Genomic DNA, 14,491 nt, shown 5'->3' with positions numbered 1-14,491 from the left:
TTTATAGATTAAATTTTTGTTATAAAAAATATAAATAATTCTACGGAAGTACACTTTTAGTATTTACTTTATTAAATTTGTATTTTAAAATTTTAATAGAACATGAAAAAAATGCTGCTTACAGTTATGGGTGTTTTTACACTTATGGCTTGTCAAGAAAAAGAGAAAACAGCTTATGTAGACAATAAGGTGTTAGTGCAAGATTTTGAGGTAATGAAATCTACAGAGGAAAGATTTAGTAAAAAATCTGAGGCAATGCGTAAGCGTTTAGATTCTGTAGCTCGTGCTTTTCAGGAAGAAGTACAAACTTATCAGAAAGAAATGCCAACGCTTTCGTTGGCTAAGCGTCAAAAACGAGAAGAAGCTTTAATGCAAAAACAGCAAATTCTACAGCGTCAGCAACAGGCAGAAAGCAACACCCTTAGAGAAGAGAGCGATCAAGCTATCGATTCTATTATCACTCAAGTAAAAGATTTTGTTGCAGATTATGGTAAGAATAATGGCTACACTTATATTTTTGGTTCTAACGAAACCGCCAATATTATGTATGCCAAAGAAGGTAAAGATATTACCAAAACCGTATTAGAGGCTTTAAATAAAAAATATGGTTCGGCAGTAAAAGATACTACCGATACTACTACCGATAAAAAATAAATTTAGCCAAAAAGGTTAAAAGGAATGCTTATTAAAAACCCCTATTTAGAAATACCTAAATAGGGGTTTTTAATTTATTGTAAATCAATACTTTATATGTTGTTAAACGATTTCTTTACGATGTAATAAACGTGTTAAACGGATAGATAAATCGGTAAAAATGGTTTTTGCATAGCCATTGCGTTCTATATGATAAATGGCTTTTTCTATTTCTTTTTGTATTTCTAAAATATTTCCGTTGTGTACAAAGGGAGCAAATTTTTCTAATTCAAAGCCTTTTGTTTTTGTAGATAAATAAACCAAGTTATCGGTTTTGTAATTCAAGAGTAATGCTTGCCTAAAAAAGTCTAAACAATAGAGTAAAAAATTCTTTTGCGTTTCCCTGTTACTACTTGTTATTTCGTCGCTCCATTGTAATAAACTTTGTATGGCTTTTTTATTTTTTTTGGCAGAAAAAGCCGTTCTTACCCATATAATAAACCAATTTTCAAAAACATCGTCGGTATAATCTTGGTTTAAATTTTTTAGTGCTTTATTATAATCGCCATTAGCAACATGTGCTATTTTTTTAGCTTCAGTGGGTTCGCACTGTTGTTTTTCTATAAGGGCTTGGGTAATTATTTCTTCGCTTAGAGGAGGGAAATGTAATACTTGGCAACGAGATTTTATAGTGGTAAGTATTTGGTCCTCTTGTTCTGTAATTAAAATAAATACTGTTTTTTGTGGAGGCTCTTCAATTAGTTTAAGAAGTTTATTTGCGGCACTATCGTTCATTTTGTCAGCTCCCCAAATCAACATTACTTTATACCCGCCTTCAAACGATTTTAACGAAAGCGATTTTACAATATCAGTAGCTTCATTTACACCAATAATGCCTTGTTTGTTTTCAATCCCAATATGGCTATACCACTGGTATAAGTTTCCGTAGGGGTTATTTGCCAAAAAACTGTTCCAATCGTTTAAATAATGAGCAGATACAGCATCTTTTTTTACTTTAGTACTGGTATTTACGGGAAAAGCAAAATGTAAATCGGGATGCGCTAATTTGTTAAATTTTGCAGCACAGGCTTGTGCTTTAGTATCTTTATTTAAGTTGCAAATCAGGTACCTAGCATAGGCAATTGCCATAGGTAAAGTTCCGCTACCACTGGCACCAACAAACAATTGTGCATGAGGTATTCTCCCGCTATCGGCACTTGTTATTAAATGATTTTTTAGATGGGGTAAACCTAAAACGTCTGAAAATTCCATAGAAAGCGAAATTAGTTATTTTAATTTATTTTTGAGTACCGAAATTAAAAAACATAGAATTACTTATTTTTGGAAAAATTTAAATTTATGAAAACCATTTCTGATTACAATTTCAAGGGCAAAAAAGCCATTATACGTGTAGATTTTAATGTTCCTTTGGATGAAAACTTCCAAATTACAGATACTACCAGAATAGATGCTGCTAAACCCAGTATTATAAAAGTCTTAGAAGATGGAGGAGCTGTAATTTTAATGAGTCATTTAGGAAGACCTAAAGGAGAAGAAGCTAAATATTCTTTAAAACATATTGTAAAAAGAGTTTCAGAAATTATAGGTGTTGCCGTAAAATTTGCTCCAGATTGTATTGGAGAAGAAGCCAAAAAAATGGCCGATGAACTAGCTATGGGAGAAATTTTATTGTTGGAAAACTTAAGATTTCATGACGAAGAAAAAGCAGGAGACGAAGCTTTTGCTAAGCAATTAGCAAGCTATGCAGATATTTATATAAACGATGCTTTTGGGACAGCACACCGAGCGCATGCCTCTACAACAATTATTGCAAAGTTTTTTAACGAGAAATGCTTAGGTTATTTATTAGCAAAAGAAATTGAGAGCTTAAATAAAGTTTTAAATAGCACAGAACACCCCGTAACGGCTATTTTAGGAGGCGCAAAAGTATCGTCTAAAATTACGGTTATCGAAAATATTTTAGATAAAATAGATAACCTGATTATAGGAGGAGGCATGACCTTTACGTTTATAAAAGCCCAAGGCGGAAAGGTAGGAAACTCGTTGGTTGAAGATGATAAGCTTGATTTAGCGTTGGAAATTTTAGCCAAAGCAAAACAAAAAAATGTAGCCGTATATTTACCAGAAGATGCTATAATTGCTGATGCATTTGGTAATAATGCAAACAAAAAATTGTGCAAAATAGATGAAATTCCTGAAAACTGGATGGGATTAGATGTAGGAGAAAAAACACAGATAGCATTTAATGAAGTTATTTTAAAATCGGCTATTATTTTATGGAATGGTCCAATGGGAGTTTTTGAATTAGAAAATTTTTCAGGAGGAACAAAAGCCATCGGAAATAGCATTGCTCAGGCAACAAAAAATGGAAGTTTTTCGTTAGTAGGAGGAGGAGATAGTGTAGCTGCAGCAAAAAAGTTTGGCTTAGAGAAAAAGGTAAGCTATGTTTCTACAGGCGGCGGAGCAATGTTAGAAATGCTAGAAGGAAAAACATTACCAGGAATTGCAGCAATTACAAACGAATAAATGATGAAGTATTTTAAACATTTTAAACTTTTAGGAATTTGCTGTTTGTTTCCGGCAGGCATATTTGCACAAACGCCAGAAATTAACCCTAATAATATTGCTATTCCAGACAGTGTTAAAGCTACAATAGAAGCCGTAGATGCTGTTTTTTCTAATATAGAAGATATAAGATATACGGCAAAAGTAGATTCGGTTTGGAAAGATTTAATGAAAACATCTTTAGCCAATAAATCATATACCGATCCTAAGATAGACTCTTTACCAGAAATAAAAAAAACCGTAAGTACCGATACGCTAAAGGCACGATTGGCACGATTGGATGCTAAAACACCCTTTCATATTTCGTATAACGAGAGTTTAGAGAAAGTTATCAATTATTATTTGCAGCGTAGCAGATTACATGTAGAAAAACTAATGGGATTAAGCGAATTCTATTTCCCTATGTTTGAGCAAGAGCTAGACAAGCATAACATCCCTTTAGAGATGAAATACCTAGCTATTGTAGAGTCGGCATTAAATCCAAGAGCAAAATCTAGAGTAGGAGCAACGGGTTTATGGCAATTTATGTTTACAACAGGAAAAATGCACGGTTTAGAAGTAAGCAGCTATGTAGACGAACGCATGGACCCTGTATTAGCTACCGAGGCAGCTTGCAAATACCTTTCTACGTTATATGGTATTTTTGGAGACTGGGATTTGGCTTTAGCATCCTACAATTCAGGTCCTGGAAATGTATCTAAAGCAATTAGAAGAAGCGGAGGAAGCAAAGACTATTGGGTATTAAGAGATTACCTGCCTAAAGAGACCGCAGGCTATGTTCCTGCTTTTATTGCTACAATGTATTTATTTGAGTATGCTAACGAGCATGGTTACCAACGTTATAAGCCCGAAATTACCTATTTTGATACCGATACCATAAAAGTAAAACAACTTATAAAGTTTGATCAAATTGTAGAAGCTACAGGAGTAGATGAAGATGTATTAATGTTTTTAAACCCAAGCTATAAATTAGATATTATTCCGAGTATAGAAAGAGAAACATACTACCTGCGTTTACCCGTATCCGAAGTAGGGAAGTTTGTTGCTAACGAAGATAAAATATATGAAGTAGCAACAACACAAATAGCACAAGCAGAAGAAGAGCTGCCTAAGTATTATGAAGCTACCGATAAAGTAAGGTATCGCGTACAATCTGGAGATTATTTGGGTAAAATAGCAGGAAAATTTGGCGTTCGTGTAAGTGAAATAAAACGTTGGAATAACATGCGAAACTCTAGCTTACGTACAGGGCAGTACTTAACCATATATCCTAAAAAACCAAACATAGAAGGAGTGGTTGCCAAAAAATCTTCAAAAGTAAAAAGAAGCGGTAAAAAGTATTATACCGTACAAGAAGGAGATTCGTTATGGAGTATTTCTAGAAAATTTACAGGAATTAGTGTTAAAGATATCCAAGAATGGAACGGTATTAGTGGTAGTAATTTAAAACCAGGAATGAAACTCAAAATCTCTGGATAAAATTATAAATAGGACTTGTATGAAAAAAATTATCGTTTTAGTTTGTGCGTTTGGGATATTGTTTTCCTGTAAAGAAGGCGCAGAAGCTCAGCACATCCCCTCATCTTCCGGAAGGTTAAACAACCTATCGGTAGTTGTAGATCACCAAAATTGGAAAGGAGAAATAGGAGAGCATTTACGCAAAGTTTTGGCAAGCCCTGTAGATGGGTTGCCTCAACAAGAACCTATGTTTAACATCAACCATATTCCAACCAATGCATTTACAGGTTTTGTAAGAAACAATCGCACCTTTGTAAAAATCATAAAAACAGAAACCCCATACTTTAGTATTGTAACTGATACTTTTGCAAAACCACAAACAGGTATTTTTATAGGAGGAAGCAATATTGCAGAAATTACAAAAGAAATAGATGAACAAAAACCAGCTATTTTAAAGGCTATTAGAGATACCGAAATCACAGAGAAGCAACGCAGGATAGCAAAATCTTTAAAAGACGATAAAAAGATAACAGAAAAGCTTCATATAAATATAGATTTCCCTACCGCATACCGCTATGCTAAAGAAGGAGATGACTTTTTTTGGATAAGAAAAGATATTCCTAAAGGCAGTATGGAAATTTTGCTTTATCAAGTCCCTTTATCTAAAATAGATGAAAACAATGTAGTTGCAGACATCATAAAAATACGAGATTCTATCGGGAAAAAATATATACCAGGACCTTCTGGCGATGTAGAAGATAGTTATATGCGAACAGAAGAAGCCTTTTCTCCTTATCTTTTCACTACCAAAATAGACGGAAAGTTTGCTTACGAAACCAAAGGAACCTGGGATGTTAAAGGTGCTTTTATGGCAGGACCTTTTGTTAATTATGCCATTAGAGACGAGAAAAATAACCGTTACCTTATTGCAGAAGGCTTTTTATTTAGACCATCGGTTAATAAAAGAGACCACATGCTAGAATTAGAAGCTATCTTAAAATCGATAAAGTTTAAAAATTAAGAAACGCGTTTTTAATTTTTAAAGACGGGATAAGATATTAAAAAAGGGCTGAAATTCACTTCAGCCCTTTTTTACACCTTTACAAAAGGTTTATTTTTTTAATTGTTTTCAGAGTCGTTTGTTTTTTTAGGTGTATTGTTGGCTTCTTCATCTTTAGAAGCATCCTTAAACTCTTTGATACCACTACCTAAGCCACGCATAAGTTCTGGGATTTTTTTTCCACCAAAAATCAATAAAATAACTACCCCAATGATAACATACTGCCATACACCAATTGCTAAAAATATGCCTGTAACCATAATTCTATGTTTTTTAAGATGCTACAAAATTAATAATTATATTTCAAACAAAAATCTTATCTAACCAATAAAAGCAAACAATTTATTTATCGCTTATATTTGCAATACTAAAAACTCGGTATGGAAGCATCAAAAAAACAAAAAAAGAAGCTGGTAAAAAAGCTCTTGCATAAATACCGCTTACTTATTATTAATGAAGATACCTACGAAGAACGTCTCTCTATAAGGCTTACAAGGCTTAATGTATACGTTATTTTAGGGCTATCGGCAATTATTCTTATAGGGCTTACTACAATGCTCATAGCCTATACTCCGTTAAAAGAGTATATCCCAGGATACACCTCGAACAATGTTAAAAAAGAGGCGATAGAGCTTATTTACAAAGCAGACTCGTTAGAACGTATTATCCAGCGGAACAATATTTATTACGCTAGTGTACAGCAGGCTTTAAAAGGAAAAGTAAGCATAGACAGTATCGATATTAAAAGCCCTGTAGATAGCCTTTCGGCAGAAATAGAAATAGAGCGGTTAAACATGAAACCCTCTAAAGTAGATTCGTTATTAAGAGAAAAAGTTGCACAAGAAGATAAATACAACGTGTTTGATGTTGCTGTGGCAGAAACCAATGTTAAATTGTTCCCACCATTAAAAGGAGAAATTACAAACACTTATAATATTGCAGAAAAACATTTTGCTGTAGATGTGGCTGCAGAAGAAAACACCCCTATAAAAGCCGTAGCCGATGGAACAGTAATATTTTCGGGATGGACAACAGAAACAGGTTTTGTGTTAATTTTAGAACATCTAGACGGGTTAATATCGGTTTATAAACACAATGCAAGCCTTGCTAAGGAACAAGGCGATTTTGTAAAAACAGGAGAAGTTATTGCGAGTGTAGGCTCTACGGGAGATTTTTCTACAGGACCTCATTTACATTTTGAATTATGGAGTAATGGTTACCCTTTAAACCCAACAGACTTTATAGAATTTAATTAAAAAAACAATGTCGATAAAATCGTTCGCTGCAAAAATATTTGCCAAAACAGTTCGCAAAAAGATAAAAAAATGGGCCAATAATCCTGTAGAAACCCAAGAGAAAGTATTTCAGCAACTCATAAATCAAGCTAAAAATACCGCTTTTGGAAAAGAACATAATTTTACAGCGATACATACCCATAAAGATTTTTCGGAACAAGTACCTGTACGCGATTACGAAGCTTTAAAACCATATATAGATAGGGTTGTAGCAGCAGAAGCAGATATTTTATGGCCAGGAAAACCTTTGTATTTTGCTAAAACTTCGGGAACTACAAGTGGGGCAAAATACATCCCGCTTACCAAAGCATCTATGCCAACTCATATTGAAGGAGCAAGAAATGCCATTCTAAATTATATTGCCGAAACCGGAGAAAATAAATTTGTAGACGGGAAAATGATTTTTCTGCAAGGAAGCCCTGTTATGGGAAGCACCAACGGAATAAAAACAGGAAGACTCTCAGGAATTGTAGCGCATTACGTTCCGGCATATTTACAAAAAAACCGTTTACCAAGCTGGGAAACCAATTGTATTGAAGATTGGGAAGAAAAAGTAGAGGCTATTATTAAAGAAACCCTTCCCGAAAAGATGAGTGTGATTAGCGGAATACCTTCTTGGGTGCAAATGTATTTTGAAAAAATTCAGCAACAAACCAATAAAAGCATTAGCGAAGTTTTTCCAGACTTTAAACTTTTTATTTACGGAGGAGTAAACTTTGAACCATACCGAGCAAAATTTAATCAGTTGATAGGAAAAACCATTCCAAGCATAGAGCTTTATCCTGCATCGGAAGGCTTTTTTGCTTTTCAGGATAAACAAAACAATCCAGGAATGCTTTTACGCTTAAATGCCGGAATTTTTTATGAGTTTATAAAAGCAGACGAGTTTGATACCGCTGCCCCTAAACGCTATACCATAGGCGAAGTAGAAGTTAATGTAAATTATGTCATGATAATTTCTACCAACGCAGGGCTCTGGGCATACAATTTAGGCGATACAATTATGTTTACTTCTACGCAACCATACAGGATTTTGGTATCTGGTAGAATAAAGCACTTTACTTCTGCCTTTGGGGAACACGTAATTGCCAAAGAGGTAGAACACGCATTAAAGGAAACCATTGCAACAACTAACGCCTCTGTAAACGAGTTTAGTGTAGCGCCACAAACCAATCCAACATCGGGATTACCTTACCATGAGTGGTTTATAGAGTTTGATCAAGAGCCCGACGATATAGAGGCTTTTGCCTTAAGGCTAGATGAAAATATGCAAAAGCAAAATTCGTATTATTTAGACCTTATACAAGGCAATATTTTACGACCTTTAGTGATTACAAAAATAGCACCCAAGGGCTTTCAGGCATACATGAAATCTATAGGGAAGCTAGGAGGACAAAATAAAGTTGCCAGATTGGCAAATAACCGAAACATTGCAGATGCTTTAAAACCTTGGTATAAAAAGTAAATTATGAAAGAAAACAAGTATTATCATAGAAGCAGAGCGCAGCAAAGTACCAACGCCATAGAACGTTTGTACATTACCATGCGACATCTAATAAACAGAGGTTTTTATAAACCTATGGGCGTTTCTGGCGAAACACTACGAGAAAGTTTACTAACCTTACGTCCAGAAATATATGGCTTTATAGCAGAAGAAAAATTTGAATTAGACGGACTAATGTATGTAATGGACAGGTTGCCCATTGGCATAGAAGAATGCCGATATATAAACCTTACCAGTAGCGAAGGCTATAAAGATTCTCATTTTAAATCTATTATTCCTCCTAAACGAAGAAGAAACTGCTATCGTATAGATGAGGAGCAAATGAATATAGAAATTACACGAGGCAGGTCTGATATTTATGATATTCTAACCCACCTTACGTTCTTATTTATCGAATCGGAAAAAATAAAAAACAGAGCTATTGTAGATGAGGAAGGTAATGTTTCTCGCGATTGGATTAAATTAGAAGAAGCCGTAAAAAAAGGAAAACTAACTACCGAAGAATGCGAAGTAGCCATTACCCATGCAGCAAACATTTTAGGCAGAACATTTTATGATGTAAGAAACACATACGAGCATTATGCCGTACCCGAAAATAAGGAGCGTTTTCTTCACATTATTTATCATTTAGGAAAATTAGCTATCGATGAGGCTCTGCATAACCTAAAACGCGCTATTTCGTTTAGTCCTGTATTACGAGAGCGTTTAGGACATCACATTCATGGAGAAGTATGGGCCAATAATATTAAAGATACTTTAGCTAAACACGGTTTATTAGATAGGGAAATTCATATTATTAGCGCCAATATGCATAGCGTAATGAATACGCTATACGCTCCTCTAGCTTTGCCTAAAGAATTTAAGGAAGGAAATGAATTTGTAGTATATGAAGCACTTAGTGATTCAGAAAATTCAAACTTAAGAAAGCAAGTAACTAAAAAGGCTTTAGAAAATGGGATGATTTACCTAGAGGATACCAGCGGTACAAATATCAATGTACAAGTATTTGATACGGGTAAACTACCGCAGGATAAAACTCCTTTTCAGGTTTCAAACCCAGCAGCAGCTCCTGTAATTGTTGTGATGGATTATGCTTTTGGAGAGCAAGCTTATGAAACAATGGATGAGTTATTAAAGCCGTATCAAATAGGAGATGAGAATTTTCATTTAAATGTAAATTCTATATCTATTATGGGAAAAGCAGGAATATTAGAAGGAGTTAAAGGCGATATTATGATTCCGAGTGCGCATTTGTTTGAAGGCACAGCAGACAATTATCCTTTTCAGAACCAATTAAGAAAAGAAGACTTAGAAGGGCATGATATAGGGGTTGTAGCAGGATCTATGGTTACTGTTTTAGGAACCTCTTTACAAAATAAAGATGTATTAAACTTTTTTCACGACTCTACTTGGAATGTTATAGGCTTAGAGATGGAAGGTGCGCATTACCAAAAAGCTATCCAATCTGCCTCAATGTTACGCGGTAATATAAAACCAAGTGTAAAAGTTAGGTATGCATATTACGCCAGCGATAATCCTTTAGAAACAGGAAGTACATTGGCTTCGGGAGGTTTAGGTACAACAGGAGTAAAGCCAACTTATTTAATTACAGAAAAAATACTTGAACAAATTTTTGCAGAATATCAATGAAAAATTCAGAAGAAAATAGCACGCAAGAGGTAGATATACTCGATTTATTTAAAATTTTTAAAAAAGCGGGACAAAAAACAGAACACTTTTTTCTTAGAATTATAAATTTCTTTATCCGCAATGCTATCGTTATAGCTGTTCTTATTGTTTTGGGAATTGTAGCGGGTTATGTTTTAGATAAACGTATTACACCGAGCTACCAGACCACTTTGGTAATACCCGTAGCTTTTTCTACCGGAGAATACCTTAAAGATTTTAGCGAAGATTTTAACGCGAAAAATCCAGCGCTTTTACAAAAAGCAGGAGTAAAAGCAACAGATTTTAATAGCCTACAAGTAAAACCCTTGACGGATTTAAGGCATATTGACGGAGAAGAACACCTATTCTTAAGGTTTGTATCCGAGAATAATATTTTAGAAAAAGAAGAGCTTAAAAAAACCATTTTAGATAAAGCTTCTAGAGTACAATTAAGCTTAACACACCCTAAAACCATCAACGGGCAACAAGTGTTAACTAAAGTGCTAGATTACCTTCGTAAAAACGAATATTACAAGCAATTAGCAGCGATTTATAAAGAGCAGCTAGCAATTCATATACAAAGTAATTTAGAAGCCGAGAAACAACTCGATAAGGTTTTAAATACAAAACTTACAGGAGCAGAAAAATTACCCTACTCTATAAATGGAGAAGCTATAGATTTTGAAAACTATGTGCTAGCACGTAAACAATTACAAAAGCATACATTAGACCTGCAAAAAGAGGAAATTGCTCACCAGGAGTTTTTAAAACCAATTACCAAAGGCTCGGCAAAACAAGTGCAAGGTTTTTCTTTTTACGGAAAGCGTATTTATGTTTTTCCAATAGCATTTATTTTCTTATATATTGCTTTTATTCTTTTTGTTAGAATGCTTAAAAAAGCCAGAAAACTAAATAAAGCTTAAGAAGAAGTATGACGATAGAAAAAACCCCGTTAGAAGGTTGTTTCCTTATAAAACCTAAAGTATTTAAAGATAATAGAGGCTTGTTTTTTGAGAGTTATAATCAACAGGTTTTTCAGGGAAAGGTAGGTTTTGCGCCTAATTTTGTTCAAGATAATCAAGCTTTATCAAAGTATGGAAGCGTACGAGGTTTACATTTGCAAAAAGGCGAGTTTGCACAAGCTAAATTAGTAAGGGCAATACAAGGAGAAATCCTAGATGTAGTGGTAGATGTTAGGCCGGGCTCAACTACCTTTGGTCAGGTTTATTGCGTAGTGTTGTCTGGAGAAAATAATTATCAACTTTATATTCCTAGAGGCTTTGCTCATGGGTATTCTACCTTATCAGAAAAAGCCATATTTGCTTATAAATGCGATAATTTTTATGCAAAACATGCCGAATCGGGCATTATTTATAACGATACAACGTTGGCAATAGATTGGGGAATTCCAGCAGCAGAAATGATTATTTCTGATAAGGATAAAATATTACCCACCTTCGAAGCTTTTAAAACAACCTTGTAGCAATGAAAAAAGTACTTGTAACAGGAGCAGATGGGCAGTTAGGGAAATGCTTTCGGGCAGAACAATCCGCATACCCTAACATTGCGTTTTATTTTGTTAATAAAACCGAATTAGACATTAGCTCTCCGGTTGCTGTGCAAGCTTTTTTTTTAGAAAATAAATTTGATTATTGCATAAATTGCGCGGCTTATACCGATGTAGAAACTGCCGAAGAAGCTCAAGAACAAGCTTTTTTAGTAAATGCCATAGGAGTAGAAAACTTAGCAAAATGTTGCCGCCAGAATAACCTAACACTTATTCATTTTTCTACAGATTATGTTTTTGATGGCACTGCAAAGCAACCGTATTCCGAAGCTGATATTCCCAATCCGATTAATGTTTACGGAGCATCAAAATTAAAAGGAGAAAACCTTATTAAAGAGCAGCTAGCTACCTATTTTATCTTTAGGATATCTTGGTTGTATTCTTCTTATAATAAAAATTTTTACACCAGTATTTTAAACTTAGCAAATACTCATAAAACACTAAACATTACTACCGAGCAAACAGGAACGCCTACCAATGCTACCGATGTGGCTAAAATGGTTTTAAAACTTATAGCCAAAAACAACACAAAATATGGGGTATATCATTATACCAACAAAGGGCAAGCAACCTGGTTTACATTTGCAAAGGAAATTGTAAAAAATGCGGGGTTAACAACAAAAGTAAATCCGGTAGATTATTACCCAACAAAAGCAAAACGCCCTGTTTTTAGTGTGCTAGACCTTACCAAGTTCGAGAAAACTTTCCAGGAAACTAGCCCTTTGTGGGAAGATAGTTTAAGAAATTTACAACCTAAGTAAAGGAATATGGATATGGAGCTGAAAAATTATATTCCGCTAATTATGGAAGCGGCTAAAAATGCAGGCGAAGAAATTTTATCGGTATATCAATCAGAAGATTTTTCGGTAGAGCAAAAAGAAGACGATAGTCCGTTAACAAAAGCAGACCAAAAAGCCCATGAGCTTATTGTAAAAGCACTTAATGAAACAGATTTCCCTATCCTTTCGGAAGAAGGCAGAACAATTCCTTTTGCAGAACGAAAAAACTGGACCTATTTCTGGATGGTAGACCCTTTAGACGGTACGAAAGAATTTATAAAACGCAACGATGAGTTTAGTGTAAACATCGCTCTAATTTATAAAAACAAACCCGTTTTGGGCGTTATTTATGCTCCTGTCTGGAAAAAGCTTTATGTAGGAGGAGAAAACCTCGCAGCAAAGGTTTATACCAATCAAAAAACGACTGTTTTAACGAGAAAAGAACAACCTTTAGAAATTACACGTATATTAACCTCTAGATCGCATTTAAGCAGCAGGATGGCAAGTTATGTGCTTCAGTTCCCAAAGGCGGAAATTATCCCCATGGGAAGTTCTCTAAAGTTTATGCATTTAGCCGAAGCTAAGGCAGAAATTTACCCGAGGTTTTCTCCAACAATGGAGTGGGATACCGCAGCGGCACATGCCATTTTAAAAAGTAATGGTTTAGGTATAGAAATTATCAATCAAAATAGCGGAAAGCCTTTGCAATACAATAAAGAGAATTTACAAAACCCTAATTTTATAGTGAAACGTTGAGGTGTGAAATTTATAAATAAAAAATATATCATTTACGGGACATCTATAGCTTTTAGTAGAGGGTTAGAGTATTTAGTACTATTATATGCTGCTTATTTCCTTTCTAAAGAAGCATATGGAGAGTTAGAATTTTATAAAAAAATTATAGAATCTCTTACAGTATTTTTTGCTTTTGGTTTACCAAGTTTATTGTTAACATATACAAGAAGTAAGCTAAGTAAAATTTATTTTTTTACACTTTCTTTTTTATTTCTTCTTCTTCTAGGAGTGTTGTCTATTCCTTTTTTTATAATTTCGGAGAGCTTATTTTTGCTTATTCCCGTTTTATTTCATGCTATATTTTTTAATAATGGGATACTTCCTGTTTATTTTTTAACAGATAGAGGAAGTAATACATCAGCTATTTATAAATCGATAATATCATTCTTTTTCTATATAGGGGTTTTATTGTTACTCATTTTTAGTAGTCAACCTCAGTATTCTTTTATATCTATCAACTATATATTGTTTCCTTTTGCTGTCATTTATATAGGAAAGTTAATTATATCGTTCTCGATTGATATAAATAGATTAAAAAAGTATTATAGATTATTTAAAAAAATGATATTGAATACATTAACATTGGTTGTTAGTAATTTTGCTAATATAATGTTTCTATATACTGATATTATGATTATTAAATTGATTTCAGAAAATGCGAATAATGATATTGCAAACTATAGCTTTGTATTAAATATAGCTAATATGTTAATTTTTATTCCTCTTACAATAGTTCAAGTAGATGTTGAGAGTATAAAGAAAGAGAATAAAATTAAAAACCTTGATAAAAGAATAGGGGTTTATTCTTTATTTTTTCTTTTATTTCTTTTATCTGCGTATTTAATACTTATTAATACTTATTATGAGAATTATAGTACCACAATGTATTTGTTTTTAACAATATTAGCGGCTAAATTTTTTCAGTCTCAATCTGTTTTGTTTGGAGCTTGCATCATTATACAAAAAAGGTACAAACAGAATTTATATATTAATATTTTTATTTTATTATTTAATTTAATAATAAGCTTTTTGTTTTTTAAGCTGTTTGGGCTTATAGGTATAGCATTAGGAAGTTTATTGTCGTTAGCTATAAGGTACGTTATTTTAAGATATTATGTTACCAATGAAATATAAAAGAAACATTGC

Annotated in this window: 14 protein-coding genes; 12 read left to right on the top strand and 2 right to left on the bottom strand. The window is 33.7% G+C overall.

Annotation, left to right across the window (positions count from 1 at the left end; genetic code table 11):
- The first annotated feature begins 102 nt into the window (after window positions 1-102).
- Window positions 103-654, top strand: a complete 552-nt coding sequence (locus tag GGR32_RS03475; RefSeq protein ID WP_183476503.1) for an OmpH/Skp family outer membrane protein — start codon at window positions 103-105, stop codon at window positions 652-654.
- 102 nt (window positions 655-756) lie between these two features.
- Here GGR32_RS03475 and GGR32_RS03470 read toward each other — a convergent pair whose 3' ends face one another.
- Complete coding sequence (locus tag GGR32_RS03470; protein ID WP_183476501.1) at window positions 757-1,905, bottom strand: DNA polymerase III subunit; 1,149 nt, start codon at window positions 1,903-1,905, stop codon at window positions 757-759.
- A gap of 87 nt (window positions 1,906-1,992) precedes the next feature.
- On the opposite strand from GGR32_RS03470, the gene GGR32_RS03465 reads away from it, so the two are divergent.
- The 3 genes from GGR32_RS03465 to GGR32_RS03455 are packed head-to-tail and all read left to right on the top strand — an operon-like array spanning window position 1,993 to window position 5,698.
- Window positions 1,993-3,180, top strand: a complete 1,188-nt coding sequence (locus GGR32_RS03465; protein ID WP_183476499.1) for a phosphoglycerate kinase — start codon at window positions 1,993-1,995, stop codon at window positions 3,178-3,180.
- On the top strand, window positions 3,181-4,698 hold the full coding sequence (locus GGR32_RS03460; protein WP_183476497.1) for a lytic transglycosylase domain-containing protein: 1,518 nt from the start codon (window positions 3,181-3,183) through the stop codon (window positions 4,696-4,698). It begins immediately after the preceding gene.
- Between the two features lie 19 nt (window positions 4,699-4,717).
- On the top strand, window positions 4,718-5,698 hold the full coding sequence (locus tag GGR32_RS03455; protein ID WP_183476495.1) for a DUF4837 family protein: 981 nt from the start codon (window positions 4,718-4,720) through the stop codon (window positions 5,696-5,698).
- 98 nt (window positions 5,699-5,796) lie between these two features.
- Here the strand turns inward: GGR32_RS03455 and GGR32_RS03450 are convergent, their stop codons facing one another.
- Window positions 5,797-5,997, bottom strand: a complete 201-nt coding sequence (locus GGR32_RS03450; protein ID WP_183476493.1) for a Sec-independent protein translocase subunit TatA/TatB — start codon at window positions 5,995-5,997, stop codon at window positions 5,797-5,799.
- 120 nt (window positions 5,998-6,117) lie between these two features.
- On the opposite strand from GGR32_RS03450, the gene GGR32_RS03445 reads away from it, so the two are divergent.
- Genes GGR32_RS03445 through GGR32_RS03410 form a run of 8 tightly spaced genes read left to right on the top strand, consistent with a single transcriptional unit; the run spans window position 6,118 to window position 14,479 of the window.
- On the top strand, window positions 6,118-6,993 hold the full coding sequence (locus GGR32_RS03445; RefSeq protein WP_183476491.1) for a M23 family metallopeptidase: 876 nt from the start codon (window positions 6,118-6,120) through the stop codon (window positions 6,991-6,993).
- 7 nt (window positions 6,994-7,000) lie between these two features.
- Window positions 7,001-8,497 carry a GH3 auxin-responsive promoter family protein gene (locus tag GGR32_RS03440; RefSeq protein WP_183476489.1) on the top strand — a complete coding sequence of 499 codons (1,497 nt, stop codon included), beginning with the start codon at window positions 7,001-7,003 and terminating at the stop codon, window positions 8,495-8,497.
- A 3-nt stretch (window positions 8,498-8,500) separates the two neighbouring features.
- On the top strand, window positions 8,501-10,186 hold the full coding sequence (locus GGR32_RS03435) for a DUF6909 family protein (protein WP_183476486.1): 1,686 nt from the start codon (window positions 8,501-8,503) through the stop codon (window positions 10,184-10,186).
- Window positions 10,183-11,127, top strand: a complete 945-nt coding sequence (locus GGR32_RS03430) for a hypothetical protein (RefSeq protein WP_183476484.1) — start codon at window positions 10,183-10,185, stop codon at window positions 11,125-11,127. The genes GGR32_RS03435 and GGR32_RS03430 overlap by 4 nt, the downstream gene beginning before the upstream one ends.
- Before the next feature lie 8 nt (window positions 11,128-11,135).
- The gene (rfbC, locus tag GGR32_RS03425) at window positions 11,136-11,687 is read left to right on the top strand and encodes a dTDP-4-dehydrorhamnose 3,5-epimerase (RefSeq protein ID WP_183476482.1); all 552 of its coding nucleotides are present in this window, start codon (window positions 11,136-11,138) and stop codon (window positions 11,685-11,687) included.
- A 2-nt stretch (window positions 11,688-11,689) separates the two neighbouring features.
- A complete protein-coding gene (gene rfbD / locus GGR32_RS03420; RefSeq protein WP_183476480.1) occupies window positions 11,690-12,532 on the top strand; it encodes a dTDP-4-dehydrorhamnose reductase in 843 nt (280 codons plus the stop codon).
- 12 nt (window positions 12,533-12,544) lie between these two features.
- Window positions 12,545-13,306: a 3'(2'),5'-bisphosphate nucleotidase CysQ gene (gene cysQ, locus GGR32_RS03415; protein WP_183476478.1), complete on the top strand. Its 762-nt coding sequence runs from the start codon at window positions 12,545-12,547 to the stop codon at window positions 13,304-13,306.
- A 3-nt stretch (window positions 13,307-13,309) separates the two neighbouring features.
- Window positions 13,310-14,479, top strand: a complete 1,170-nt coding sequence (locus GGR32_RS03410; RefSeq protein WP_183476476.1) for a lipopolysaccharide biosynthesis protein — start codon at window positions 13,310-13,312, stop codon at window positions 14,477-14,479.
- The last annotated feature ends 12 nt before the right edge of the window (window positions 14,480-14,491 follow it).

Origin of the sequence: Mesonia hippocampi, assembly GCF_014197445.1 — a bacterium.
Taxonomy (GTDB): domain Bacteria; phylum Bacteroidota; class Bacteroidia; order Flavobacteriales; family Flavobacteriaceae; genus Mesonia; species Mesonia hippocampi.
The sequence above is the reverse complement of the archived record's forward strand: the minus strand, read 5'-3'. Positions and strand labels throughout refer to the sequence as shown.

What these genes read in the sequence shown, in the direction of transcription:
- GGR32_RS03465 (WP_183476499.1), top strand. Translation starts at nt 1,993, where the DNA reads ATGAAAACCATTTCTGATTACAATTTCAAGGGCAAAAAAGCCATTATA.
- GGR32_RS03475 (WP_183476503.1), top strand. Translation starts at nt 103, where the DNA reads ATGAAAAAAATGCTGCTTACAGTTATGGGTGTTTTTACACTTATGGCT.
- GGR32_RS03450 (WP_183476493.1), bottom strand. Translation starts at nt 5,997, where the DNA reads ATGGTTACAGGCATATTTTTAGCAATTGGTGTATGGCAGTATGTTATC.
- GGR32_RS03445 (WP_183476491.1), top strand. Translation starts at nt 6,118, where the DNA reads ATGGAAGCATCAAAAAAACAAAAAAAGAAGCTGGTAAAAAAGCTCTTG.
- GGR32_RS03440 (WP_183476489.1), top strand. Translation starts at nt 7,001, where the DNA reads ATGTCGATAAAATCGTTCGCTGCAAAAATATTTGCCAAAACAGTTCGC.
- cysQ (WP_183476478.1), top strand. Translation starts at nt 12,545, where the DNA reads ATGGAGCTGAAAAATTATATTCCGCTAATTATGGAAGCGGCTAAAAAT.
- GGR32_RS03435 (WP_183476486.1), top strand. Translation starts at nt 8,501, where the DNA reads ATGAAAGAAAACAAGTATTATCATAGAAGCAGAGCGCAGCAAAGTACC.
- GGR32_RS03430 (WP_183476484.1), top strand. Translation starts at nt 10,183, where the DNA reads ATGAAAAATTCAGAAGAAAATAGCACGCAAGAGGTAGATATACTCGAT.
- GGR32_RS03470 (WP_183476501.1), bottom strand. Translation starts at nt 1,905, where the DNA reads ATGGAATTTTCAGACGTTTTAGGTTTACCCCATCTAAAAAATCATTTA.
- GGR32_RS03460 (WP_183476497.1), top strand. Translation starts at nt 3,181, where the DNA reads ATGATGAAGTATTTTAAACATTTTAAACTTTTAGGAATTTGCTGTTTG.
- rfbD (WP_183476480.1), top strand. Translation starts at nt 11,690, where the DNA reads ATGAAAAAAGTACTTGTAACAGGAGCAGATGGGCAGTTAGGGAAATGC.
- GGR32_RS03455 (WP_183476495.1), top strand. Translation starts at nt 4,718, where the DNA reads ATGAAAAAAATTATCGTTTTAGTTTGTGCGTTTGGGATATTGTTTTCC.
- rfbC (WP_183476482.1), top strand. Translation starts at nt 11,136, where the DNA reads ATGACGATAGAAAAAACCCCGTTAGAAGGTTGTTTCCTTATAAAACCT.